This window comes from Amycolatopsis kentuckyensis (assembly GCF_002155975.1).
Taxonomy (GTDB): Bacteria; Actinomycetota; Actinomycetes; order Mycobacteriales; family Pseudonocardiaceae; genus Amycolatopsis; species Amycolatopsis kentuckyensis.
The window spans coordinates 1-23,669 of sequence record NZ_MUMI01000264.1; the positions used below are offsets into that span (position 1 = coordinate 1).

Consider the following 23,669-nt stretch of genomic DNA (forward strand, 5'->3'; position numbering starts at 1 on the left):
CGAAGCCGCGGACGCGATCGTCCTGGTCGACCCCCAGCAGCTCGTCAAGCGAGGTGCCTGGCGAGTCACCCGCGACGAGTTCCGAGTCGGCCGCCTCTGGGCCCGCTGACCCGTGTCGACCCCCCAATCACGCGAGTTCCGCCTCCAATCACGCGAGTTCGGCCTTCAATCACGCGAGTTCGGCCTTCAATCACGCGAGTTCCGGCCCGAATCACGCGAGTTCCGGTGATCGAAGGGTCAACTCGCGTGATCGGCGGGACGACACGATGTGGTCAGCCGGTCGTAGAGGTCCCGGTGACGGCGGGCGCAGGCCTCCGGGCGGTAGCGGGCGTGGGCGCGTTCGGCGAGGAGCCGGCCCAGCCGGCCCGGGTCCGGTTCCGCGAATAGGGCCCGTAGCCGGTCGGCGAGCGCGGGGACGTCGCCCGGCGGGGCCAGGAACACCGGCCCGCCCGGGACGTCGAGCATGGCGGGGACGCCGCCGGTCGCCGTCGCCAGGACCGGCTTGCCCGCCATCATCGCCTCGGCCACCACCAGCGGCTGTTGCTCCATTGTGGACGGCAGTACCAGCGCGTCCGCCTCGGCGAGCAGGGCGGGGACGTCCGGCCGGAAGCCGAGGAACGTCACGCGCCCCGCCAGCGGCGCCTGCCGCGCGGCCTGTTCCGCCGCCGCGCGCTCCGGGCCGTCGCCGATCACCGTCAGCCGGGCGTCGCCGGGCAGCACACCCGGGAGGGACAACGCGGCCAGCAGGTCGAGCACCCCCTTGCGCTCCACCAGAAGCCCGGCGAAGACGAGGTGCCGCACCGGTCCGCGCGGGGGAGCCGGCTCGGCCGGCGCGACGCAGTTTTCGACGTGCACCAGCCGCCCGGCCGGCACCCGCAGGCGACGGCGCAGGAAGGCCCCCATCGCCTCGGCCGGCACGATCGTGCGGTCCAGGACCCGCGCGACGACGGCGTCCGCGGCCAGCACCGTCCGCGTGTACCCCGACGGCCCGGCCGCCCCGCGCGCGCCCCGGAACCACGGCTCCGCGACGTCGTCGGGCACGCCGTGATAGGTCTGGACCAGTGCGGGCCGCGGTCCGCGGGTGAACCGCAGGCCCGCGATCACCAGGCCCGCGCGCCGGTCCTGCGCGTGCACGACGTCGGGCCGCCACGCCCGCAGCGCCGCCCGCGCCCGGCCCGCCGCGGCGAGGTCCTCCTTGTCGGACACCGCGAGTTCCTCGTGAAGGCCGTCGAGCAGCGAAGCGCCGCGCGCGGGCACGGGACCGAAGACGCGGACGTCGTGGCCGTCGGCGGCCAGCGTCGCGGCCAGCCGGACGGTGACGTCCACCGGGCCGCCGCGGTCCTGGGTGAGCAGATAGGCGATGCGGGTCACGAGAGGCGCTCCGACGGGGTGAGTTTGTCGACGAGGGCGGCGATCTGGTCGGCCATCCGCCCCCGGTCGAAGGACAGTTCCACGCGGCGGCGGCCGAGTTCGCCTTCGCGCCGGGCCAGCTGGGGGTCGGCGAGCCGCGCAGCGACGGCCTCGGCGAGCAGGCCGACGTCACCGGGCGCCACCACCGCGCCCGCGTCCGCGACGCTCTGCCGCATCCCGCCGACGTCGAACCCGACGACCGGCCGCCCGCACGCCATCGCTTCCAGCGGCACCAGCGCCATGCCTTCGGCGCGCGAGGGCAGGACGACGACGTCCGCGGCGGTGTACCAGGCGGCCGGGTCGTCGGTGTGCCCCGCCCAGCGCACGGATGCGTGCCCCGCCAACGGGTACCGCGCACGCCACACCGGACCCATGGGCCCGTCGCCGGCGAAGACGAGCTGCGCGTCCGGCAGCTGCTGCAGCACCGCGGGCCAGGCCGACAGCAGCTGATCCTGGCCTTTGAACTGGGCGAGCCGGCCGAGGCAGACGGCGATGGGTACGTGCTCGGGCAGGCCGAGCCGCCGGCGCGCGGCGGTCCGGTCACCGGGGACGAACCGGGTGGTGTCGATGCCGTTGCAGACGACTTCCGCCTCGGCGGTCACCCCGGCGGCCCGGCCGGAGGCGAGCTCGTCGTCGCTGACGCACACGAGGAGATCGGTCCACCGCGACGCGAAGCGCTCCCACGCGGCGGCCGCGCGGCGCAGGAGCCCGCTCGCCGACTCGAAGGACCACATGTGGGGTTGGAACACCGTGGGCCGGGCGCCGCGCACGGCCAGCCGCCCGGCGAGGCCGGCTTTGGAGCTGTGGAGGTGGACGACGTCGGGGTCGAGCTCGGTCAGGAGCCGACGCAGGCGGCGGGCTTCGGCGAGTGACGCGGGGCCGGGTGCGCGCCCGGCCGGCCAGCAGCGCACGTCGACCCCGTGCTCGCGCGCGCGATCGGGGAGCCACCCGGAGGGCGGACAGGCGATGGCGACGGACCAGCCGCGCGCTTGCTGCGCGACGGCGAGTTCCAGCACGACCGTGGCGACGCCCGCGGACACGGGCTGGGTGACGTGGACGAGCTTCACGGGAGGCCTCCCGGGCGCAGTTCGGTGAGTGGTCGCGGTGAGGAGTGGGCGAGCCTGGGCTCGGGTGTTGTGGCGGCATCGGGTGGTGGCTCGGAGTGGGCGAGCCGGAGCCCGGGTGTTGTGGCGGCATCCGGTGGTGGCTCGGAGTGGGCGAGCCGGAGCCCGGGAGCTGTGGCGGCATCGGGTGGCGGCCCGGAGCAGGCGAACCGGCGCCCGGGAGCCGGGCCCGGTGGCGGTGAGCAGCGGGCGACCCGGCGCCGCAGAGTCGTGGCGGTGTTCACCGGAGCCCTCCCCGGCGCAGTTCGGCGAGCGCGCTCCGCTGCAGCAGCAAGGTCGCCCCGGCGTAACCGGCGACCAGCACCGCCGCCTGGGCCAGCACCCCCGGCAGCGAGCCCCCCAGCCACCGGCCGAGCAGCACCGACGGCACCGCACCAGCCACGCATGCCAGCGCGACGCGAACCGCCATCCCGCCCAACTCCGCCATCGACGGCGCCACTCCCAGCCCGGCCAGCACCCGCCACGCCAGTGGCACCACCAGCCACGCGGCCGCGAGCTGCGCGACCGCGACCGCCGCGATCCCGGCGTGCGTCAGCACCGCCAGCCCCGTCGCGAGCAACACCAGGTGCGAAGTCTCGAGCGCCAGGTACCGCCGCACGTGCCCGGTCGCCTTCACCGCCTGGTACCAGATCTGCAGCAGGCAGATCCCCACGCCGTAACCCGACAGCAGCACCAGCGGCCCGGCCGCCCCCGCCCATCGCTCGCCCAGCAGCACGACGTGGCCGGCGAGGACCGCCAGCGCCAGGTACAGCCCGCCGGTCACCACGAGGACCGCCCGGGTGAACCGCGCGACCGCCCCGGCCAGTGGCGCCCCTTCGCGCCGCAGTCGTGTGAACACCGGGAAAGCGACCGCGCCGAGCACGACCGCCACCATGATGTACGGCACCCACGCCAGCCGGTACGCCAGCGAATAGACGCCGACCGCGTCCGGCCCGAGCACGTGCCCGACCGCGAAGTAGTCGACGTTGACCAGCAGCGCACCCACCACCGCGGCCGGGCCCACCACGGCCACCCAGCGCAGCACCTCGCGCGCCGCACCGGGGTCCCAGCACGGCCTTACCCCGCCGCGGGCCAGCGCGCCCAGCAGCGGCTGCGACACCGCCGTGGCCAGCAGGCCGAGCACCAGTGACAGCGGCCCCGCGCCGCACGCGGCGAGCACGACCGTCAGCGCCGCGCCCAGGACCGCGCTGCCGCCGTCCGGCACGAGCCGGCGCCGGAAGTCGAGTTCGCGGTGCATCAGGCCCATCTGCACGCCACCCGCCGCCGAGAACGGCAGGCCGAGCGCGGCCAGCCGGACCAGCCCGGCGGCGTCCGGGGTGCCGAGCAATGCCGTGAGCGGCCCGGCCGCGGCCACCAGCGCGGCGGCCAGGACGATCCCGGCGCCGACGCTCAGGGTGAGCACCGTGCCCGCCGTCCGGCGCGGGTCGCGTTCGGTGCGGCCGATGACGTCGTAGACGCCGATCGACTGGACGACCTGGCCGAGGTTCACCAGCGCCACCGCGAGCGCCACCGCGCCGAGCTGGCCCTCGGTGAGCAGGGCGGCCAGCAGCAGCGTGACCAGCATCTGGCTGCTCTTGCTGACGAGGTTGACCACGCCCAGCCACAGCGAGCCGCGGACCGCGCGGGTCCCGAGCGCGGTCGTCACGCGGCCTTCCTCGCGGCGACCACGGCCAGAACCCACGCCACGACCACCGCCGCACCGTCCACGGTGACCGACGTCCGCGGCCCGAACAGTCTGTCCACTGTGTACAGGTGAGCGAAGGGGACGGCGAGCGCGAGAACGGCCGTCCCGGCCGCACCCCACCCCGGCTCGCCCCGGTGGCGCCACCACAGCGCGGCCACCACGGCCATCGCGGGGACGGCGATCAGCACGTCGCCGGGCTGGTGCACCACGCAGACCACCACGGCGAGGACGGTCAGCAGATCGGCGACCGGGTGCGCGGCGCGCCGGGCGAGCAGCGCGCTCGTCACGAGCACGCCGGCCAGCACCACCGGTTCGACGCCGGCGGGCGCCCAGCCGGTGACGCGGAACAGCACCGCGGCGACGTCGATGCGCTGGGCGGTCACGGAATCCACCGCGCCGTAGTCGGTGCCGCGGGCGTGGGCGAGGTTCGCGAGGATGACGTCGGCGAACGGCCCGATGCCGCCACCGCGCACCACGAGAAGCAGGACGACCGGCAGGCTGGCGGCCGCGGCGATGGCGGTGCCGAGCAGGGCGACCCGCCGCGAGCCGCGGGCGAACAGCAGGACGGCCAGCGGGAAGCCGTACTGCGGCTTGAGCCAGGCGAGCGCGAGGGCGACGGCCGCCCACCCGGGCCGGTCGCGCCGGGCGAGCAGGGCACCGGCGGCGCCGAGGGCGATCAGCGGGTTGATCTGGCCGACGTAGAGCTGCGCCTTCCCGACCTGGCTGGTCACGAGCAGCGCGCTGACGACGGCGGTGGTGACGCCGAACGGCACGGGGACGTACCGCCGGACGGCGTGCGCGGTCAACGCGGCGAGCGCGACGAGCAGCAGCAGCGAGAAGAGGGTGAACGCGACGGCGCCGGCGCGGTAGCCGAGCAGGGCGAACGGTGCGTGCAGGACGAGGTGGTAGGGCTGGTAGAGGTTGAAGTCCTGGCGCACCGGCCAGTGCGCGAACATCGCGGCGGGGTCGTAGGGGTTGCCGCCGGCGAAGAATTCGCGGATGGGGAAGTAGAGGGCGTCCCGGAAATCCTGCAACCGCTCTTCGCCCGCGACGGCGGGGGTGGGGAGCGGGACTTGCCACGAAGGGGCGACGGCGTGCCAGGCGCTCGCGGCTCCGGCGAGAGTCGCGAGGAGGAGGACGAGACGCTGCTTCGGCGACATGCGCGCGCCGCCGGAGACCGGGGCGGGCGCTGTGGTCGGCTTCGAGGTCACGCCGGCACCTCCGCCGCGGGGCGGGGGGCTGGTTCGGCGGGGTGCGGGAGTCGGCTCGGGTTCATGCCGGCACCTCCGCCGCGAGAACGGAGACCGTGCGCTGTCCGGAACTCATGCCAGCACCACCGCCACCAGCACCGCGTCCGCCGGCAGCACACCCAGCGTTGCGGTCAGGTCGGCCTGCTTCCGCCCGTCCGCCGTCACCGCCACCACCGAGGCGCCCTCGCCGCTCTCCTCCGGCAGGCCCGCCGCCAGCTTGGCCGCGACCTCGGTCAACGATGGCGTCACCGGCACCACCCGCACCGGCCGCCCGGCCGCGCGGCACAGCACCGCCAGCCGGTCCGCCGCCGACGGGTCCTCCTCCCGGACGAGCGCCACCGGGCGGTGCACGCCCGCCGCCGCCAGCGCGCGGCGCACCGGGCCGCCCGGCGTGAGCCGGCGGACGGCCGTCGTGGCCAGGCCGGCCGCGACCGCGGCCACCAGGGCCAGCCCGCTCACCAGCGGTACGTCCGGCGCCACCGTGACCACCTCGGGCCGCGAATCCAACGTCCGCAGCTTCCCGGCCGGCGCCAGCAGGTCCGCGTCGATCATCGCCTTGCCCAGCGCCATCGCCGCCGCGCCGGCCTGCTCGGCCGAGGGCGCCCGCACCGACAGCCGCGCCAGGCCCGACGCCGGGACCAGTTCCACCGACACGTGCCCGGCGAGCTCGTCCGCGCCGTACCCGGACACCGGGGCCGCCGCCGCGAGCACCGACGGGCTGCGGGCCAGCTCCACCAACGCCGGCAACGCCAGCGACACGACCTCGCCGTAGGGCGCACCGTCCGCCGCGGCGGGGGCGGCGAGCAGACTCACCCGGCCCTGGTACTCCGGGCCGCGCGTCAGGCCCGCGACCAGCACGAGCGCACCCACCAGCAGCGCCACGCCGACGCTCGAAACCACGGACTTCATCGGGCACCCCGGAGCAACTCGTCGTAGGACTTCATGAGCGTGTGCGGGTCGTAGTCGCGCTCCACGACCCGGATTCCTTCGGTGGCAGCGGTTTTCCGCGCGGTCACGTCGAACAGCAGCGTGCTCAGCGCGGCGGCGGTCGCGGCCGGGTCCGCGGGCGGCACCACGATCCCGCCGCCCCCGGCCAGCACCCCGCCGATCCCGCCGACGTCCGTCGCGACCACCGGCCGGCCGGCCGCCATCGACTCCAGCACCGCGAGCGGCAGGCCCTCCCAGTCGCTGGTCAGCACCGTGACGTCGGCCGCCGCGAGCAGATCCGGCACGTCCGCGCGCGTCCCGAGGAACTCGACCCGGCGGCCGAGCGCCGCCGCCCGGCGTTCCAGCTCCGGACGCAGGCTGCCGTCGCCGGCCAGCCACAGCACGGCGTCGCCGTCGACCGCGGCCCAGGCGTCCAGCAGCACGTCGTGGCGCTTCTGCGGTTCGAGCCGGGCCAGGCAGAGCGCGACCGGTGTCCGCGAAGGGACCCCCAGGGACGCGCGGATCTCCGCGCGCCCGAACACCGGCGGCCGCGGGAACACCGCGTTGGGGATCACCACCGGCCGCTCCAGCCCCGCCGCTGCCAGCCGGTCCGCGGTGGCCTCCGAGACCGCGACGACCTGGCCGGAGGTGTGCCGCAGGATCCGCGCGGCCGCGGCGTAGTCCGAATCGGCGACGCCGTGGAAGACGGTGAGCGGTCGGCGTCCGGCCAGGCGGGCCACCAGGCTCGCGCCGACGTTGTGGGCCAGCACGACGTCGGGCCGGAACCGCGAAACCGCCCGGCGGGTCGCCCACGCCGCCTTCAGCACGCCCGCCTTGCTGCGGCGGGCGAGCGGCACGGGGAACGTCGGCGTGCCGGCCGCGGCCAGCGCGTCGGCGCGGAACCCCCCGCCGCTGGCGACGGCGGACACCCAGCCGTACTCCTCGCCGCGGGCCACCATGCCGGCCACGAGCGTCTCCGCCCCGCCCGCCCCCATCTCACTGATCACGTGCAGCACCCGCATCGGCGCTCCCCTCTCCTTCTCGAACCCGGGCTTCGGCCGCGACGGCGAACGCGGCCAGCGACCACAACGGCAGGTAGTACTGCTCCGACAGGAACGTCGAGGTGACCAGCACGGCGAGCAGCGACGCCTGGATCGCGACCGCTTCCGTCCGCCGCGGCCCGGGGCGGGCCGACCGGACCGTCCGCTCGCTCGCCACCGCGGCGACGCCGACCACCCCGGCGAACAGCGCGAACCCGGGCAGGCCGAGTTCCGCGGCGACCTCGAGGTACATGTTGTGCGCCACCGGGGTCTGCTCGTCGACCTCGGCGTTGTGCGACTCGGCGGCGTAGTGCTCGCGGAACCCGCCGGGGCCGACGCCGAGCACCGGGTGGGCGGTCAGCATCCGGGCCGCCGCCTGCCAGCGCAGCTCCCGGGTGTCCACATTGGACGCAGCAATGAAGCTCTTCTCCTGCAGCGCCCGGTCCAGCTGCGGCCCGGCGAACGCCGACGCGCCGAGTCCCAGCCCGGCGACCGCCACGGCCGCGGCGGCGAGCACCCGCCACGGCAGCACCCGGCGCAGCAGCAGCCAGCCGACCGCTGCGGCCAAGCCGAGCGCGCCGCCGCGGGAGAACGTCGCCGTCGCGCCGGCCACCAGGACGATGCCCGCGGCCGTCACCGGGAACCCCCGGCCCCGGCGGTGCAGCGCCGCGAGCAGCGGGACGGCGGCGACGAGGAAGTAGGCCAGGTCGTTCGGGTCCGGCTGCGGTCCGCTCGCGCGGGCTTCGCCCTCGGCGACCAGGCTGTAGAGGGCGCCCGCGCCGGCGACGGTGGCGCCCGCGGCCGCCGCCAGCAGCAGCCACCGGATCGGGACCTCCCGGCTCGCGACGTCCGCGAGCGCCACGGTGACCACCAGGAACGGCAGCCAGCGCACGGTGTACTCGGCGGTGAACTCGCCGGCCGCGTGAACCGACGCGGTGGCCGCCAGCACGACGGCGAGCAGCGCCAGGACCGCGTGCAGCGGCGTCGGGCGAGGGGGCTGCCGCCGTCGGATCCGCACCGCGAGCCAGACGACGGTGAGCAGCGCCGGCGTCACCTTGCCGAGCTGGCTCTGCACGGCCGTCAGGTAGCCCTCGACCGGCGCCAGGGCGACGGTCGCGCACGCGAGGACCCGCAGCACGAGCGTCTCCCGGGTTTCGCGGGCCGAGGGCCGGACGACCAGCGTCACCTCCCGATGTCCAATCTGGTCACCGGCCGGGTCCGCCGCACGGCCGTCCGGCGGACGTACTCCCCGGTGCCGACGACGTCGAAGTGCTCGCGCAGCGCGGAAAGCACCCAGCCGAGCCAGGCCACCTTCCGCGCACCCGGTGCCGCCATCCCGGGGAAGAACTCCATCCCGGGCGCGTCGGCGGCGCCGAGGACGTCGGTGGGGTGCAGCAGCAGCGACGGCGAAACTCCGCGCACGAGGCAGAGCCGCAACGCCGTGCGGAAGTACGCCCGGGCCAGCCGCGGCGAGAGCGCGTGCAGCTGCAGGAGGTACGAACCGTGGATCGGCGTGCGCAGCAGCGGCATCGTCGTCACCGGGAGTTCGACCAGCGCGCTGCCCGCGCACGTCTGCCAGCGGTAGGCGTGCACCGGCGCCAGCACCCGCGAGACGCCGCCGAACAGCTCGTCGAGCCCTTCGTCCGAGCTCTTCGCCGTGCGGTTGTGGTACGCGCGGGCCAGCGGGCCGATCCAGGTCGGCAGCGTGCTGGCGTCGTAGGCGTAGCCGCGTTCGGCGAGCAGCTCGACCAGATCGCGCGTGACGCTGTAGCCGGGGCCGCGGAACCCGCTCGGCCGGGGCGCGCCCGCGGCGGCGATCGCGTCTTCGGTCCGGCTCAGCTCGTCTTCGAGCCGGTCGCGGGAGTAGCGGTGCAGCCAGGGTTCGTGGCCGAAGGAGTGGTTGGCCACCTCGTGCCCGGCCGCGGCGATCTCGGCGACCGCCTTGGCGCCGTCTTCGCGGACGACGTCGGCTCCGACGACGAAGACCGTTGTCGTCAAACCCTGTTCGCCGAGGATCTCCAGCAGCCGCGGCACCGCGGACGGCAGGAAACTGGGCCGGTCCCGCCAGCCCGGATCACCGTGGGTCTTGAGGTAGGCCCACAGGTTGTCGAGGTCGACCGAGACGCTCGCGAGCGGCCGCGGCGTCACGCGGCTTCCCCGGCGAGGGCGGGCGCGGTGGCGCGGGACTGCACGCCCAGCAGCAGGACGCCGCACACGACCACGGCGAGACCGGTGGCGACCCACGGCCCCTGCCCGGCGACGACGTGGTCGCCGAGGGCGGCGATGCCGGTGACCGACGCCAGCACGATCGTGGTCGCGTCCGCGGTGGCCACGACCGCGGCGGCCGGCCCGCGCTGCAGGGCCGACGCCATCGAAGCCTGGCCGAGCACGGCGGCCGCCAGCATCAGCCAGGTCAGCGGATTTCCCGGCAGGGCCGCGAGATCGAGGTGGGCGAGGGTCCGGCTGGCGACCGCCACGACGGCGAACGCGACCCCGGACAGGATCGCGGCCGGCAGGAACGTCCCCGCCCGGCCGGCGGGGATCATGGCCAGCCCGGTCCCGAGCACCACGGCCGCCAGCGCGACGACCCCGGCGGCCGGGAGGTCCGCGGCGACCGAGGGCGACGCCGACCCGGCCAGCACGACCAGCCCGGACGCCAGCAGGACCAGTGTCATCGCTTCCCCGGTGCGGATCCGCCAGCCGAGGACGACGACGCCGAACGCGGTGGCCAGCCCGATCGCCGACGACGACGCGGCCTGAACCAGGTACAGCGGAAGGGAGGCGCGCGCGAAGAACGCGAGCGCGAAACCGCCCACCTGACCGGCGAAACCCAGCAGGTACAGGCGATCGGCGGCGAGCCGGGCCAGCAGGCCCAGTCCCGCGCCCGGCCGGTTGCCCGCCCGCCGCGCGGCGACGCTCTGCGCGACGATCCCCACCGCGTAGAGCACCGCGGACGCCACGAGCACCGCGTAATCCACCACGAACCACTCCTCACGTCCCGCACCGCGAACCGGGTGACCCGGCAAAGCGTAGGAACGCGGAAGTGGCTTCACTTTCGAAGGATGGAGTTCCGGAATTCGTCACGCTCCGAGACGGATATGCGGAAGGCGAGCAACCCCAAAGCGTGACGCGCCGGAGTGTTCCGACCGGCAGAACACGTTGCGTAGTAACGGTTCGTTGATCATCCGCGACGTCCTCCGGACGGAATCGCGGACACCTCGGCGCGACCCACCCGTTCGAGCTACAGGAACCCCGGTCAGGGGGTTGCGGACCCCACACGATCGGTGAATCAGCTGGAATGCGCGGCGGCTCGTCAGTACGTTTTTCCCACCGAGGCGGAACAATGCCTTGAATGCTGCTCCAGCAATTGTCTTTCGAGGAGAATCCATGCTGAAGAAAATCGGCTTCGTCGCCGCCGCCATGGCGGCCGGGGCATTCGTCACCGGTGGGATCGCGGCCGCCGGGACGCCGGACGAAGAGCACGGCCACCACCACGGCCACTACGGCTACGACCACACCGGCCAGGTCGGCCTGGTCAACCTGAACAACACCGACGCGCTGCACAACGTCAACGGCACGCTCGGGTTGTGCGGCAACGACATCAACGTGCTCGGCGTCCAGGTGCCGATCCACGACTCGCTCAACGGCATCGGCGTGCCGGTCCTGTCGCCGGGTGCGAGCGAGGCCAGCGGCGAGTCGCCGTACAACTGCGCCTCCAGCGGGCTCGCCGACGGTGGCACCAGCCAGGGCGACTGAACTTTCCGCCCCGGCGGGAAGAAATGATTTCCGGAATGGCGCGGCTTCCGTTTGCGCCGTGAAGTACCGCCCCGTTCCGGGGCGGGCAGTTGAGGAGTTTTTTTCGTGATCAAGCAGCTCGGATTCGTCGCGACCGCACTGGCCGCCGGGTTGGCCGCGTTCGGCGGCTCGGCCTCGGCGACCACTGTCACCGTCGAGGGGCACCCGGTCGACCACAGCGAGCAGTTCGGCCTGGCCAACGTGCAGAGCCTCGACGCGCTGCACAACGTGAACCTGGTCGGCGGCGTCTGCGACGACACCGTCAACGTGCTCGGGGTGCAGGTCCCGGTGCACGACGTCGCCGAGGGTGTCGGCGTCCCGGTCCTGTCGCCGGGGGCGAACGAAGCCGAGGGCTCGTCGCCGTCGAACTGCGCCAGCGGCGCCATCGCGGACGGCGGGACGGCCCAGGGCCACTGAGCGACCCGATCGGAAGCCGTCGCGCGGATGCTTTTCCGCGCGGCGGCTTTTCGCTGGGCAGAGGAAGGCGGGGGAGCACGACCGTGGCCGGTGACGTCGACCCGGCGGTCGAGAACGCGCAGCTGCGCGAGGCACTGTCGTCCCAGCCGGTGATCGAGCAGGCCAAGGGCATGGTGATGCTGTTGCGCGGCTGCTCCGCCGAAGAGGCCTTCGGCGTGCTGGTCACCGTGTCGCAGCTGAGCAACGTCAAGCTCCGTGACGTGGCCGCGGTCGTCGTGGCCGCCGGCAGCGACGCCGAACCGGGACTGTCCGATGCGGACACCGAGCGCGCGGTCCGCGCGGTGTTGTGCCGCCACCTGCCGGCCGGACCGGCCGCTGGGAACCGGCGAGGACGGGCGTCGCCCGGCTGCGGGCTCGGCTGAGGGGTTCACGCCTCGCCGGTTCTCCAGCCGGAGACCCGTTCCCGGGGTCGAGGGAACGAGTTCCGTACGACCGAGCATAGGGCTCCCGCCGCGTTTTCGCCGCGATTGTTCGGGTGGTTGCGTCCTGAACGAGTGTGCGAATGCGGCCCGTTTCCGGAAAACGGTTTTTTCCGGATGAAACCCCAATGACCCGATCGGGCCAATCGCGGCCCGGTCAGCGGCTTGTGGTGCGCACCCGATGGTGGCGCGAAGTGGAATCCGGCCTGTTTTCTCAGTACGTTTTCCCCACGCGGGACGGAGAACACACCTCGCCGCCGTCCTGTCCGATGCACCGAACTATCGAGGAGAACAAATGCTGAAGAAGGTTGGAATCGTCACGGCTGCCATGGCGGCCGGCGCTTTCCTGGCCGGTGGCGTCGCTGCGGCCGACACGCCGTTCGACCACGACCACCACGGCGGCCACACCGGGCAGCTCGGCCTGCTCAACCTGAACAACACCGACGTCCTGCACAACGTCGAGGCCGTGGTCGGCCTGTGCGACAACAACATCAACGTGCTCGGCGTCCAGGTGCCGATCCAGAACTCGCTCAACGGCATCGGCGTGCCGATCCTGTCGCCGGGCGAGCACGAGGCCAGCGGCGAGAACCCGGAGAACTGCGCCTCGGGCGGCATCGCCGACGGCGGCACCAGCCAGGGTCACTGAGTCCCCCGCGCCGCGGCTGCCCGTTGTGTGTGCGGAAGCCGGCCGGGGCGCGGAAACCGGCGCCGCGCCTGATGTCGTGCGGCGTGCCCGGAACAGGGAGCGAGCTGCACACTCCGGTTCCCCGTCCCGGGCACGCAGCGACCTGGTGCCGACGCCGGCACGGGTGGGACCGGCTGCCGGGCAGAGCCGGTGAGCCGGTCCCACCCGGCGCAGGCAAAGTTCGCTTTTCGGAGGCCCGGCGAGGCCTCCGGCCCGGGGTGAAGCCCCGGGTGTCAAAGCCGCGACCGGACTCCGGTCGCGGCTTTCGCCGTTTCTACCGGCGGCCGAGCAGTCTCCCGACGACCCCGCGGCGGCGTCTCGGCTCCGGGACGGGCGTGGTGCCCACCCGCAGCACGATGTCCAGCACCGCCGCCTGCTGTTCGGTGGCGGCGCGGGTGTAGCCGGGGGACGCCGCGACGGCGCGGCGGAGGTCGTCAGGGTCGGCGGTGCCGGTGTCGAACCCGGTGACCCGGGTGACGTCGATGGGGCCTCGGCACGGTGTTTCCACGCGAAAGTTCTCCTGTGGTCGGACGGTCCGTGTCTCGTTATCGCTCCGTTACCGCCGGGGCGTTACCGTCACCGCGTCCCCCGGTCAGGTGAGAAGGCCCGGCTGCCGAGCGCCCGGCCGGCCGCGCGGCGTCTCGTAGGATGCGACGGTGAGCTATTCGACCGACCCGAGGGCCGAGCGCAGCCGGGCGGCGATGGTCGCCGCGGCCCGGAGGTTGCTGGCGGGCGAGGGGCTCGACGCCGTCACGCACCGGCGGGTCGCCGAGGAAGCCGGGGTCGGCCGGGCCACGGTGTACCGGCACTGGCCCCGGGCCGACCAGCTCCTGCTCGACGCGATGGGCGGCGCGGACCTGCCGCTGTTCAAGGACCCGGAGCCGCCGCTGCGCCCCTGGCTGTGCGGCCAGCTGCGGCGGATGGCCGACGAGCTCGCGATCCCGGCGGTCGCCGCCGTGTCGCTCACCTTGGCGCAGTCCGCGCTGTCGGACCCGGAGGCAGCGCACCGGCAGGAGGAATCGGTCCGGACGATCGCGGAGCGCCTGCAGGCGGCCATCCGCTCGGCGGTCGCGGCCGGCGAGCTGGTGACGGACATCGAGCAGGCGGACCTGACGGCCCTGCTCGTCGGCCCGATCGTCTACCGGGCGACGTCGCAGCGCCGCCCGGTTTCCGACGACTTCATCGCCCGGCTCGTCGACAGCGTGGGCACCTGGCGGCCCCAGCCCGGGCTTTGACCTTCACCCCACCGGGACGTTCTTGTAGAAGAGAGCGCGACGGCGGTGGCGGCCCCGGCGCGATACACGAGACGTACAAAGCGCTGGTGATCAAGCCCCGAAACTCGCGATGGTGATGGCGACCACGGCGAACGCGAAGTGCGCCACCATCGCGAGCACGCGGATCCAGTCGGTCCGCAGCAAACGCGCGATGGCCGCCCGATCGGCCGTTTCCCGGATGGCCAGCTGGATCGGCAGCTGGATCATCGCGAACGAAAGCCAGGACGCGCTCAACGCCACCAAACCACCCCACAGCGGCCACGCCGGAATGGTGCCCGCGGCCAGTGCGACGATCACGAACGCCGTCAGCAGGACCTTCGGGACCACGTAGACGATTCCGCTGCCGTGCCCCTGGCTCGTCTGGACGGCCCGGAACTCGCCGCCGCCGACGGCCGGCCACCCGGAAAAGACGGCGAAGTGCTCCATCAGGCAGCCGGCCAGGCAGTAGGCGGACAGCATTCCGTAGACCAGCAACCACGTGGACAACGACCAGCTCCTCACCATGGCATTCTATGAGACGGCTGTCTCATAGAATGCCATGGTGGCACTCGACCCCTCTGTGAGTCAACTGTCTCACAGAGGTTCAGGCGCGGCTCCACTTCTGGTTCGCCTGGCCGTTGCAGGACCACAGGATCGCGCGGGTCCCGTTGGCGGTCGCGGCCCCTTCGACGTCGAGGCACAGTCCTGATTGGACGTTGCGGATCGTGCCGTCCGAGCCGAGCGTCCACTGCTGGTTGCTCTGGCCCGTGCACGAGCGGCTGAACACGCGGGTCCCGCTCGTGGTGCCGTCGAGGCACTTGTCGCCGAACACCCGGATTTCGCCGTTGGCCCAGGTGGTCCACAGCTGGTTGGCGGCGGTCTGGCAGTCCCAGATCAGCGTGCCCGCGCCGGAGGCGGTGGAGGCGTTGTCGACGTCGAGGCAGCGGTTCGAGCCGGTGCCGCGCAGCCGCGACGTCGTGGCGGCCAGCGGGGTGCCGCCGGTGACGCGGTAGGCGGCGACGCCGTGGGCGGGCACGCTCGCGCTGATCGCTCCACCGGACGCCGACGTGCCGCCGGTCCACAGGTCGGTCAGGGTGAACGACGTCCCGGAGAGCCCGATCTGCGCCGCGGTCGTGCTGATGGTCGTCGTGCCGCTGCCGCGGTTGAGCAGGCCGATGGCGACGGATCCGTCGGCCAGCGGCTTGGCGAAGACCTCGACGTTGCCGTCGTCGCGGACCCGGCGCCCGCCGGCGCCGAGGCTGTCCTGGTCGACCGCCAGCAGGCGGGGGTTGCGCAGGACCGCGCTGATGTCCGCGGACATCGTGCGGATGTCGTTGCCCGCCATGAGCGGCGCGGCCATCAGGGCCCAGAGGGCGAAGTGGGCGCGGGATTCGGTCAGGGACAGGCCGGGCCGGCCGACGACGAGCATGTCCGGGTCGTTCCAGTGCCCGGGACCGGCCTGCGCGGCCAGCGGGGCGGTGACGTCGAGGACGTTGCCGACCCCCATCGGGTAGCTGTTGGTGTTGCCGTTCTGCCAGATGTCGAGCAGGTCTTCGGTGGTGCGCCACAGGTCGGCGACCTGGCCCCAGTCGTACTTGTCGCCGGTGATGGCGTGGTAGCTGTTGGGGTTGATGCTGTAGACGATGGGCCGCCCGGTGCCGCGCAGGGCGTCGCGCATCAGGCCGAACCGGCTGACCTGCTCGTCGCGGGTGCCGGCGGGGGAGCACCAGTCGTACTTCAGGTAGTCGACGCCCCAAGAGGCGAACGTGCGGGCGTCCTGGGCTTCGTGGCCCTGGCTGCCGGTCGAACCGGGGTAGGTGCCGGTGCGCTGGGCGCACGTGCGGTCGGTGGGGACCTGGTAGATGCCGAACTTCAGGCCGCGGGCGTGGATGTAGTCGCCGAGGGCCTTCATGCCGCTGGGGAACTTCGAGGCGTTGCCGCGCAGGTTGCCCTGGGCGTCGCGCTGCGGGTCGAACCAGCAGTCGTCGACGACGACGTACTGGTAGCCCGCGTCGCGCATGCCGGAGGAGACCATCGCGTCGGCTGCCTGGTGGATGGTGGTTTCGCTGACGTTGCAGCCGAAACTGTTCCAGCTGTTCCAGCCCAGCGGCGGGGTCACCGCCGGGCTCCCGGGCGCGGCGACGGCGGCGGCCGGGACCGCGGCGGACAACGACAGCGCGGCGGCCGCCGCGGTGAACAAGTGCAGGATCCGTGAACGGGTTCGAGCGGGCATCGTCGCCCCTTTCCGGGCAAGCGACCGAGAGTTAGCGCTAACATTTCCGGTCGCACGGACAGTCGTGAAACTTTCCGAAAATTTCGGCCTGGCTGACCCGATGGCCCACGTATGTATAGACGAAGGCCGGTACCGCGTCCACCCTCCGCCAAGGATCATTGCCAAAGGCGCACGCGCATGATTACAGTCCCCTGTCTGGGAGCGCTCCCACTTCCGCCGGGCTCGACGACGAGGAGATGGCGAATGCGGGCAAGGAAATTCCGGGCTGGTCTGGTGTTACTGGCGGTGACGGCGCTCGGGGTGACGGCGGGCTCCGTGCCCGCCGCGGCCGCGGACTACGAGCGGCTGCTCAACGGCACCTTCGCCAGTGGCACCCTCGACCCCTGGTGGGCCGGGTCCGGTACCACCGGCCGCGTCACCGGCGGGGAGTTCTGCACCGACGTCACCGGCGGCACGGCCAACGGCTACGACGCGCTGGCCGGCCAGAACGGCGTCCCCTTCGAGGCGGGGCAGCAGTACACGCTGAAGTTCGACGCGCACGCCACGACCACCCAGCAGATCTCCGCCGTCGCCGGCGAGGCCGTCTCGCCCTACCGGCAGATCTCCCGCACGGACCTCACCGTCACGCCCGCGACCCAGCACTTCACCGTCACCTTCACGTCCACTTTGGACTTCCCGGCCGCGGGCAACGGCCAGCTGGCCTTCTGGTTCGGCGGCCAGGCCGCGAACAACACCGTCTGCCTGGACAACATTTCGCTGATCGGCGGCGTGATCCCGCCCGGTGGCCTGCCGCCGACGAGCGGCATCCGGGTGAACCAGGAAAGTTACACCCCCGGCCTGCCCAAGCACGCCACGGTCATCAACAGCTCGGCGACGCCGGTGACCTGGACGTTGCGCAACGCCGCCGGCACGGCGGTGACCACCGGCCAGACCCGCCCCCGCGGCGCGGACGCCGCCTCCGGCGAGAACGTCCACGACATCGACTTCTCCGCCTACGACACCGCGGGCACCGGCTACACCCTCGCCGTCGGTTCCGAGACGAGCTTCCCGTTCGACATCTCCGCGGACGGCCTCAAGAAGCTGCGCTACGACTCGCTGGCGTTCTTCTACCACCAGCGCAGCGGGATCGCGATCGACGCCCAGTACGTCGGAGCCACGTACGCGCGGCCCGCGGGACACGTCAACGTCGCGCCGAACCAGGGCGACAACAACGTCCCCTGCCGGTCGGACCTGAACTGCGGCTACACCCTCGACGTCCGCGGCGGCTGGTACGACGCCGGTGACCACGGCAAGTACGTCGTCAACGGCGGCATCGCGACCTGGGAACTGCTCGACGAGTACGAGCGCGCGCTGAAGCTGGGCGACGCGAGCGCGCTGGGCGACGGGAAGCTGGCCATCCCGGAGCGGGCCAACGGCGTCCCCGACATCCTCGACGAGGCTCGCTGGGAGCTCGACTTCCTGCTCTCCATGCAGGTCCCCGACGGCAAGCCGAACGCGGGCATGGTGCACCACAAGATCCACGACGCGGCGTGGACCGCCCTGCCGACCCGGCCCGAGCTGGACAGCCAGCCGCGCCGGCTCTCCCCGCCGAGCACGGCGGCGACGCTGAACATGGCCGCGGTCGCGGCGCAGGCGTCCCGGCTGTGGCGGACCATCGACCCGGCGTACTCGGCCAAGGCGCTCGCCGCGGCCGAGAAGGCCTACGCCGCGGCGAAGGCCAACCCGAACGTGCTCGCCGACCCCAATGACGGCACCGGCGGCGGGACCTACAGCGACAACACCGTGACCGACGAGTTCTACTGGGCGGCCGCGGAGCTGTTCGCGACGACGGCGAAGAGCGCGTACCGCACCGACGTCACCGGCTCCGCGCTCTACCGCGGCGTCAGCTTCAACACCCACGGCTTCGACTGGGGTTCGACGGGCGCGCTCGGTGACATCACCCTCGCGCTGGTGCCCACCGACCTGCCCGCGGCGGACGTCGCGGCCATCAAGACGGCGATCACCACGACGGCCGACAGCCACCTCGCCCAGATGGCGGGCATGGGCTACCCCGCGCCCTACCGCACGGCCGACGGCACGTACGAGTGGGGATCCAACGGCCTGGTGGCCAACAACGGCGTGGTGCTGGCCCTGGCGTACGACTTCACCAAGCAGGACAAGTACCGCGACGGCGCCTTCCAGGCCATGGACTACCTGCTGGGCCGCAACCCGGCGAACTACTCCTACGTCGCCGGCCACGGTGACCAGGCCGTGCAGAACGTGCACCACCGGTTCTGGGCGCACCAGCTGGACCCGGCGCTGCCGACCGCACCGCCCGGGGCGCTGTCCGGCGGGCCCAACAGCGGCCTCCAGGACCCGACCGCGGCCCGCCTGCTCGCCGGCTGCGCGCCCCAGCGCTGCTTCGTCGACGACATCCAGGCGTATTCGGTGAACGAGGTCGCCGTCAACTGGAACTCGGCGCTGGCCTGGCTGGCGAACTGGACGGCGGAGAAGTCGCCGTCCGCGGTGGACACGACCGCCCCGGCCGCGGCCGGCAAGCCCGCCGTGTCCGCGGTGTCCGCCACCGGGGCGACGGTGAGCTGGGCGGCGGCTTCGGACGCCGAAAGCGGGATCAAGAACTACGACGTCGTGAGCGTCACCGGCGCGACCCGCAAGGTGCTCGCGACCGTCACCGGGACGAGCACGACCCTGACCGGGCTGTCGCCGTCGACCGCGTACACCCTGGTCGTGGTGGCCCGCAACGGCGCGGGTCTCACCGGCCCGGACTCGGCGTCGACGCAGTTCACGACGCTGCCGGACAGCTCGGGCGGCGGCTGCTCGGTGACCTACACGGGGTACAACTGGTCCGGTGGCTTCACGGCCTACCTCACCCTGGCCAACACCGGAACCACGGCGTGGTCGAACTGGGCGCTGAAGTTCACCTTCCCGGGTAACCAGAAGGTGACCCAGGGCTGGTCGGCGACGTGGACCCAGTCCGGCGCGGACGTCACCGCCACGGCGCTGCCCTGGAACGCTTCGGTGGCGCCGGGCAAGTCGGTCTCGATCGGCTTCAACGGCAGCCAAACGGGCAGCAACCCGTCCCCGTCGTCCTTCGCGGTGAACGGGAAGACGTGCGGGTGACGCCCGTTCCGGTCGCTCGATCGGCGAACGGACGGAGACTCCGCTAACGTTCACCCCTGCGGGCAGGTGCGCCTCCTCCCCCCTCGGCGCATCTGCCCGCACTTTTCCCCTCTTGTCTCCGCCCGCACCGGCGCTCACCATGAGTGGTCCGGGGTGGAAGGAGCACGCCGTGGACGAGCCGGCGATCGTCGTGGCAGACCTGCGCGTCCACCGCGGCGGCGAAGAGGTGCTGCGCGACATCGGGTTCACCGTGCGGCGCGGGACGGTGACCGGCCTGCTGGGGCCGAACGGCTGCGGCAAGAGCACGCTGATGCGCTCGATCGTGGGGGTGCAGGTCGTCGAGTCGGGTCGCGTGGACGTGCTCGGCAGGCCCGCCGGCCACCCCGAGCTGCGGCGGCGGATCGGCTACGCGACCCAGGACCCGGCGATCTACGCGGACCTCACGGTGACCGAAGCCCTGCGCTACTTCGCCGCGGTGCTCGGCACGCCACCCTCGGACGTGGACCGGGTGATCACCCAGACGGGGCTCACCGCCTCGGCCCGGGTCCTGATCGGGCGACTCTCCGGCGGCCAGCGCGGCCGGGCCAACCTGGCGGTGGCGCTGCTGGGCACGCCCGAGCTGCTGGTGCTCGACGAGCCGACGGTCGGCTCCGACCCCGAGCTGCGCGACGAGCTGTGGAAGCTGTTCCACGACCTGGCCGCCACCGGCGTCACCCTGCTGATCTCCAGTCACGTCATGGACGAAGCCGCCCGCTGCGACGACCTCCTGCTGCTGCACCGCGGGAAGCTCCTCGCCCGGGGGACCCCGGAGGTCCTGCGGGCGCGAACCGGCGCGCCCGATCTCGAGCGGGCGTTCCTGCGCCTGATCAGGGGCCGGACGGAGGCGGCGCGATGAACGCGCTGGCCACCACCCGCCGGATCCTCACCCAGCTGCGGCACGACCCGCGCACGGTGGTGCTGCTCGTCGCGGTGCCGAGCGTGCTGATGATCCTGCTGCGGTACGTGCTCAACTCGGAGCAGCGGTTCAGCGCGGTCGCGCCGGCGTTGCTGGGGATCTTCCCGTTCACGATCATGTTCCTGCTGACCTCGGTGACGACGTTGCGCGAGCGCACGACGGGGACGTTGGAACGGCTGATGACGCTGCCGATCGGCAAGCTGGACCTGATCCTCGGCTACGCGCTGGCGTTCGGCCTGCTGGCGACCCTGCAGGTGGTCGTGGCGGCCGGGATCTCCCTGACCTGGCTGGGGCTGGACATCGCCGGCTCGGTCTGGGTGCTGCTGCTCGTCGTGGTGCTGGACGCGCTGCTCGGCACGGCGCTCGGGCTGTTCGTCAGCGCGTTCGCCCGCACGGAGTTCCAGGCGATCCAGTTCCTGCCGGTGTTCGTGCTGCCGCAGTTCCTGCTGTGCGGCCTGTTCGTGCCGCGCGGGGAGATGGGCTGGGTGCTCGGCGCGGTGTCGGACGTCCTGCCGCTGTCGTACGCTGTCGACGCGCTCACCCAGGTGACCCGCTCGGCCGAGGTCGACGGCACCCTGGTCCGCAACATCGGCATCATCGCGGGCTGCGCGGTCCTGGCGCTGCTGCTCGGTGCGGCGACCCTGCGGCGCCGCACGCCCTGAGCGCGCTGGTGCCGAAAGTCCCGGGAACGACGCCATCCGCGCTGCTGTGGGACGAGCGGCAGGTCATCGACTGGCGAGGCCGCCCATGACGGCGTCGATGATGCCCTGGTGCGTCACCGCGTAGGACCGCCGGTCGAACAGGCCGAAGCCGTATTGGCCGTTGTTGCCGTTGTCCCAGTAGACGGTGGCGGCCCCGTACTTCTTGGCCGTCGACACGACGGCACGCGCGAAGTCGGCACGGTACCGGTTGCTGGCCGAATCGAACGCCGACTTGTCGATGGTCCCGTATTCGCCGACGACGGCCGGATAGCCCTTCGAGACGAACGCGTTGTACACGAGTTTCAGCTGGGCGTCGAGGTAGTCTTCCTGTCCCCAGGTCGACTTTTTCGACGGATTGGTGGCGCCCCGGCCCCACTGCGTGATGGTGCCGTTTTCCTCACCGGCGAAGTCCCACGGGCTGTAGTAGTGCACGGAAATCATGATCCGTTTTTCACCGGCCGGAATCGACGGGGAACGGAACTGGTCGGTCGGCAGCGTGAAGCCGTAGTTCCCGGTGGTGTAGTCGATGTTGGTGTTCCAGCCGGCGACGAGCAGCCAGCGCGAACTGTTGTTCCCGCCGGCCTTGCGCACGGTGTCGACGAAGATCTGGTTGTAGGCGTTGATGTTCGAGTAGCACGGCTGCGTCGGGTTGCCGTACTGGCCGTCGAACTCCTCGTTCATGGCTTCCATGACCAGGTGCTGGTCGTAGCCGGCGAACCGGGCCGCGACCTGCTGCCAGACCTTCTGGTACTTGGCCTTGATGGTGGCCTGGTTGCCGGAGTCGCAGATGAGCCAGGAGCCGTTGATGGTCTTGTAGCCGTCGCCGTGCATGTTGATCAGCACGTAGAGGCCGCGCTTGTAGGCGTAGTCGACGACCTGCTGGATCCGGTTCAGCCAGGCGGCGTTGACGGCGTAGTTCGGCCCGGCGCCGATGTAGTTGAGGTAGGAGATCGGAATCCGGACGGTCTTGAACCCGGCGGCCTTGACTTTGTCGATGAGCCCCTGGGTGACGGTCGGCTGACCCCACGCGGTTTCACTGGGAACCCCGTTGGCGTTGGCTTCCAGCTGATTCCCCAGATTCCACCCGGCCCCCATGTCGGCGACGATCTGCGACGCATTCAGCTGCGTGGCGGCGCCGGCCGAAGAGACCCCGGAGACACCGGCGGCGACGGCAAGCGCGGCGGCAAGGAAGAGCTTCGTTGCTCTCGAAGTCATGGCGGATACCTCTCATGCCCCTTGGTGGACATATTCCAACATGCTCGATACCACTCGTCAATCCTCCCGCCGGTGCGAGTGTTTTCGCGCGGAAGATCGGTTATCGAAGCCATCGAATAATCGAAAGAATCGACAATCATTCGAAGGTGGCCGTCGCGAAACGGTGTTCACAACCGGGCGACGCCGAGGTCGCGGACCACGTCCGCCAGCGCGTCGACCATCTCGTTCTCCGTGTCGCTGCGCCAGACCAGGCCCCAGCGCAGTCCGGCCCAGTCGTGGATCGGCACGTACACGATGTCCGGCCGGGCGTGGTAGCGCGCCACGTGGCCGCCGAGGTTGTGGAAGCCCTCGCCGTTGCCGACGTGGGTGAAGATGTCGTCGACGCCTCCCGACGAGCTACGCCCACGACCCGGCGACGGGTGAACTGACGGTGTGGGACGAAGCCCGCAACGGCAAGTACAGCCGCCCGCCGTCCTTCGAAGCCGGCGGCGACGGCCTCGTGTCCACAGTGGACGACTATCACGCGTTCCTGCGGATGCTGGCGAACGGGGGAAGCCACGGCGGCCGGCGGGTGCTGTCCCGCGCGACGGTCGCGCTGATGACGATGGACCACCTGACCCCGGCCCAGAAGGAGGAGAAGGACCGATACGGTGACCACTTCGGCCGCCACGGCGGCTACGGCTTCGGGATGGCGGTCCGCACGCACCGCCGCGACTTGGCATCCCCGGGCCAGTTCGGCTGGGACGGCGGCCTCGGAACGACGGCGTACGCCGACCCGGCGGAGGACATGGTGGGCATTCTGCTGACCCAGACGGCCATGGATTCCCCGGACACGCCAAGGCTCCACCAGGACTTCTGGACGGCCGCCTACCAAACGCTGGACGCCTGAGCAACGGCCTGGCGCCCCGCCCCGGGCGCCAGGCCGGCACGGTGGCCGGGGCGGGTCCCGGGCGCTAGGCCGGCACGGTGGCCGGGGCGGGTCCCGGGCGCCAGGCCGGCACGGCGGCCAGGCGGCGTGCCGTCCGGGTACGCGTGCCGTCCGGATCGGCCGGTCCGGAGGCGGCCGGCTCCTCGCCTGCCCCGCACGCCGGGCCGTGACCGTCCGCCGGGCCACACAGCCGTGTATGGCGGGTGCATGGCCTCCTCCGTGATCATCCCCCGCCATGGGGAGACACGGGAATACGCTGCGCATTCATTTCGAGACCGACGATCTCGCTCGCACCAGGATCCTGGACAAGCCGGATCCGCTGTGGGAAACCCTGCTCAGCTTGCACCTGCTCCAGGGGAGTGCCGGCCAGCCGGTGTTCGGCGAGTGGCGGTCCCGGGTGCGGCGAAGCCTCGACCGGTCGGCGGGACTGCTGTTCGCGCTGGCCCCGCCGCG

Annotated in this window: 23 protein-coding genes and 1 pseudogene; 10 read left to right on the forward strand and 14 right to left on the reverse strand. The window is 72.5% G+C overall.

Annotated elements, in window-relative coordinates; translation table 11 throughout:
- Nucleotides 1-237 precede the first annotated feature (237 nt).
- The 9 genes from CCN39_RS25070 to CCN39_RS25110 all read right to left on the reverse strand — a co-directional run bounded on the left by CCN39_RS25070 (nucleotide 238) and on the right by CCN39_RS25110 (nucleotide 10,416).
- Nucleotides 238-1,371 carry a glycosyltransferase family 4 protein gene (locus CCN39_RS25070; protein WP_086845894.1) on the reverse strand — a complete coding sequence of 378 codons (1,134 nt, stop codon included), beginning with the start codon at nucleotides 1,369-1,371 and terminating at the stop codon, nucleotides 238-240.
- Nucleotides 1,368-2,477, reverse strand: coding sequence for a glycosyltransferase family 4 protein (locus CCN39_RS25075; protein WP_086845895.1), 1,110 nt, complete (start codon nucleotides 2,475-2,477; stop codon nucleotides 1,368-1,370). The genes CCN39_RS25070 and CCN39_RS25075 overlap by 4 nt, the downstream gene beginning before the upstream one ends.
- A gap of 277 nt (nucleotides 2,478-2,754) precedes the next feature.
- A complete protein-coding gene (locus CCN39_RS25080) occupies nucleotides 2,755-4,179 on the reverse strand; it encodes an oligosaccharide flippase family protein (protein WP_244210991.1) in 1,425 nt (474 codons plus the stop codon).
- Complete coding sequence (locus CCN39_RS25085; RefSeq protein ID WP_244210992.1) at nucleotides 4,176-5,429, reverse strand: glycosyltransferase 87 family protein; 1,254 nt, start codon at nucleotides 5,427-5,429, stop codon at nucleotides 4,176-4,178. The genes CCN39_RS25080 and CCN39_RS25085 overlap by 4 nt, the downstream gene beginning before the upstream one ends.
- 111 nt (nucleotides 5,430-5,540) lie before the next feature.
- On the reverse strand, nucleotides 5,541-6,377 hold the full coding sequence (locus CCN39_RS25090; protein ID WP_086845899.1) for a hypothetical protein: 837 nt from the start codon (nucleotides 6,375-6,377) through the stop codon (nucleotides 5,541-5,543).
- Entirely contained in the window at nucleotides 6,374-7,417 is a 1,044-nt protein-coding gene (locus CCN39_RS25095) for a glycosyltransferase (protein WP_244210993.1), read from the reverse strand. Before CCN39_RS25095 ends, CCN39_RS25090 begins: the two co-directional genes overlap by 4 nt.
- Nucleotides 7,392-8,621, reverse strand: coding sequence for an O-antigen ligase family protein (locus CCN39_RS25100; RefSeq protein WP_086845901.1), 1,230 nt, complete (start codon nucleotides 8,619-8,621; stop codon nucleotides 7,392-7,394). The genes CCN39_RS25095 and CCN39_RS25100 overlap by 26 nt, the downstream gene beginning before the upstream one ends.
- Nucleotides 8,618-9,583 (reverse strand): polysaccharide deacetylase family protein, encoded by a 966-nt coding sequence (locus CCN39_RS25105; RefSeq protein WP_086845903.1) that lies wholly within the window; start codon nucleotides 9,581-9,583, stop codon nucleotides 8,618-8,620. The genes CCN39_RS25100 and CCN39_RS25105 overlap by 4 nt, the downstream gene beginning before the upstream one ends.
- Nucleotides 9,580-10,416, reverse strand: coding sequence for a hypothetical protein (locus CCN39_RS25110; protein ID WP_086845905.1), 837 nt, complete (start codon nucleotides 10,414-10,416; stop codon nucleotides 9,580-9,582). The genes CCN39_RS25105 and CCN39_RS25110 overlap by 4 nt, the downstream gene beginning before the upstream one ends.
- Nucleotides 10,417-10,822: 406 nt before the next feature.
- Between CCN39_RS25110 and CCN39_RS25115 the strand changes: the two genes are divergently transcribed.
- The 4 genes from CCN39_RS25115 to CCN39_RS25130 all read left to right on the forward strand — a co-directional run bounded on the left by CCN39_RS25115 (nucleotide 10,823) and on the right by CCN39_RS25130 (nucleotide 12,772).
- The gene (locus CCN39_RS25115; protein ID WP_086845907.1) at nucleotides 10,823-11,191 is read left to right on the forward strand and encodes a hypothetical protein; all 369 of its coding nucleotides are present in this window, start codon (nucleotides 10,823-10,825) and stop codon (nucleotides 11,189-11,191) included.
- 105 nt (nucleotides 11,192-11,296) lie between these two features.
- On the forward strand, nucleotides 11,297-11,647 hold the full coding sequence (locus CCN39_RS25120; RefSeq protein ID WP_086845909.1) for a hypothetical protein: 351 nt from the start codon (nucleotides 11,297-11,299) through the stop codon (nucleotides 11,645-11,647).
- Nucleotides 11,648-11,730: 83 nt separating this feature from the next.
- Nucleotides 11,731-12,069, forward strand: a complete 339-nt coding sequence (locus CCN39_RS25125) for an ANTAR domain-containing protein (protein ID WP_244210994.1) — start codon at nucleotides 11,731-11,733, stop codon at nucleotides 12,067-12,069.
- Nucleotides 12,070-12,421: 352 nt separating this feature from the next.
- On the forward strand, nucleotides 12,422-12,772 hold the full coding sequence (locus tag CCN39_RS25130; protein ID WP_086845911.1) for a hypothetical protein: 351 nt from the start codon (nucleotides 12,422-12,424) through the stop codon (nucleotides 12,770-12,772).
- Nucleotides 12,773-13,085: 313 nt separating this feature from the next.
- Here CCN39_RS25130 and CCN39_RS25135 read toward each other — a convergent pair whose 3' ends face one another.
- A complete protein-coding gene (locus CCN39_RS25135; RefSeq protein WP_086845912.1) occupies nucleotides 13,086-13,319 on the reverse strand; it encodes a hypothetical protein in 234 nt (77 codons plus the stop codon).
- 148 nt (nucleotides 13,320-13,467) lie between these two features.
- On the opposite strand from CCN39_RS25135, the gene CCN39_RS25140 reads away from it, so the two are divergent.
- Nucleotides 13,468-14,046 (forward strand): TetR/AcrR family transcriptional regulator, encoded by a 579-nt coding sequence (locus CCN39_RS25140; protein WP_244210995.1) that lies wholly within the window; start codon nucleotides 13,468-13,470, stop codon nucleotides 14,044-14,046.
- 90 nt (nucleotides 14,047-14,136) lie between these two features.
- On the opposite strand, the gene CCN39_RS25145 is transcribed toward CCN39_RS25140, so the two are convergent.
- Both CCN39_RS25145 and CCN39_RS25150 read right to left on the reverse strand, forming a co-directional pair.
- Nucleotides 14,137-14,571 carry a hypothetical protein gene (locus tag CCN39_RS25145; protein WP_244210996.1) on the reverse strand — a complete coding sequence of 145 codons (435 nt, stop codon included), beginning with the start codon at nucleotides 14,569-14,571 and terminating at the stop codon, nucleotides 14,137-14,139.
- A gap of 97 nt (nucleotides 14,572-14,668) precedes the next feature.
- Entirely contained in the window at nucleotides 14,669-16,297 is a 1,629-nt protein-coding gene (locus tag CCN39_RS25150; protein WP_086845914.1) for a glycoside hydrolase family 27 protein, read from the reverse strand.
- 243 nt (nucleotides 16,298-16,540) lie between these two features.
- On the opposite strand from CCN39_RS25150, the gene CCN39_RS25155 reads away from it, so the two are divergent.
- The 3 genes from CCN39_RS25155 to CCN39_RS25165 all read left to right on the forward strand — a co-directional run bounded on the left by CCN39_RS25155 (nucleotide 16,541) and on the right by CCN39_RS25165 (nucleotide 21,034).
- The gene (locus CCN39_RS25155; protein ID WP_208630370.1) at nucleotides 16,541-19,417 is read left to right on the forward strand and encodes a glycoside hydrolase family 9 protein; all 2,877 of its coding nucleotides are present in this window, start codon (nucleotides 16,541-16,543) and stop codon (nucleotides 19,415-19,417) included.
- Nucleotides 19,418-19,586: 169 nt separating this feature from the next.
- Nucleotides 19,587-20,312: an ABC transporter ATP-binding protein gene (locus CCN39_RS25160; protein WP_086845918.1), complete on the forward strand. Its 726-nt coding sequence runs from the start codon at nucleotides 19,587-19,589 to the stop codon at nucleotides 20,310-20,312.
- On the forward strand, nucleotides 20,309-21,034 hold the full coding sequence (locus CCN39_RS25165) for an ABC transporter permease (protein ID WP_086845920.1): 726 nt from the start codon (nucleotides 20,309-20,311) through the stop codon (nucleotides 21,032-21,034). Before CCN39_RS25160 ends, CCN39_RS25165 begins: the two co-directional genes overlap by 4 nt.
- A 63-nt stretch (nucleotides 21,035-21,097) precedes the next feature.
- Here the strand turns inward: CCN39_RS25165 and CCN39_RS25170 are convergent, their stop codons facing one another.
- Together CCN39_RS25170 and CCN39_RS50235 are read right to left on the reverse strand one after the other, a co-directional pair.
- Entirely contained in the window at nucleotides 21,098-22,288 is a 1,191-nt protein-coding gene (locus tag CCN39_RS25170; protein ID WP_086845922.1) for a glycoside hydrolase family 5 protein, read from the reverse strand.
- Nucleotides 22,289-22,455: 167 nt separating this feature from the next.
- The gene (locus CCN39_RS50235) at nucleotides 22,456-22,611 is read right to left on the reverse strand and encodes a type 2 periplasmic-binding domain-containing protein (protein WP_158104542.1); all 156 of its coding nucleotides are present in this window, start codon (nucleotides 22,609-22,611) and stop codon (nucleotides 22,456-22,458) included.
- Between the two features lie 107 nt (nucleotides 22,612-22,718).
- Here CCN39_RS50235 and CCN39_RS25175 point away from each other — a divergent pair, with 107 nt between their 5' ends.
- Together CCN39_RS25175 and CCN39_RS25180 are read left to right on the forward strand one after the other, a co-directional pair.
- Entirely contained in the window at nucleotides 22,719-23,177 is a 459-nt protein-coding gene (locus CCN39_RS25175; RefSeq protein ID WP_244210997.1) for a serine hydrolase domain-containing protein, read from the forward strand.
- 274 nt (nucleotides 23,178-23,451) lie between these two features.
- Nucleotides 23,452-23,669, forward strand: a pseudogene (locus CCN39_RS25180) (hypothetical protein); the annotation flags it as partial.

What these genes read in the sequence shown, in the direction of transcription:
- CCN39_RS25165 (WP_086845920.1), top strand. Translation starts at nt 20,309, where the DNA reads ATGAACGCGCTGGCCACCACCCGCCGGATCCTCACCCAGCTGCGGCAC.
- CCN39_RS25095 (WP_244210993.1), bottom strand. Translation starts at nt 7,417, where the DNA reads ATGCGGGTGCTGCACGTGATCAGTGAGATGGGGGCGGGCGGGGCGGAG.
- CCN39_RS25115 (WP_086845907.1), top strand. Translation starts at nt 10,823, where the DNA reads ATGCTGAAGAAAATCGGCTTCGTCGCCGCCGCCATGGCGGCCGGGGCA.
- CCN39_RS25150 (WP_086845914.1), bottom strand. Translation starts at nt 16,297, where the DNA reads ATGCCCGCTCGAACCCGTTCACGGATCCTGCACTTGTTCACCGCGGCG.
- CCN39_RS25155 (WP_208630370.1), top strand. Translation starts at nt 16,541, where the DNA reads ATGCGGGCAAGGAAATTCCGGGCTGGTCTGGTGTTACTGGCGGTGACG.
- CCN39_RS25130 (WP_086845911.1), top strand. Translation starts at nt 12,422, where the DNA reads ATGCTGAAGAAGGTTGGAATCGTCACGGCTGCCATGGCGGCCGGCGCT.
- CCN39_RS25170 (WP_086845922.1), bottom strand. Translation starts at nt 22,288, where the DNA reads ATGACTTCGAGAGCAACGAAGCTCTTCCTTGCCGCCGCGCTTGCCGTC.
- CCN39_RS25090 (WP_086845899.1), bottom strand. Translation starts at nt 6,377, where the DNA reads ATGAAGTCCGTGGTTTCGAGCGTCGGCGTGGCGCTGCTGGTGGGTGCG.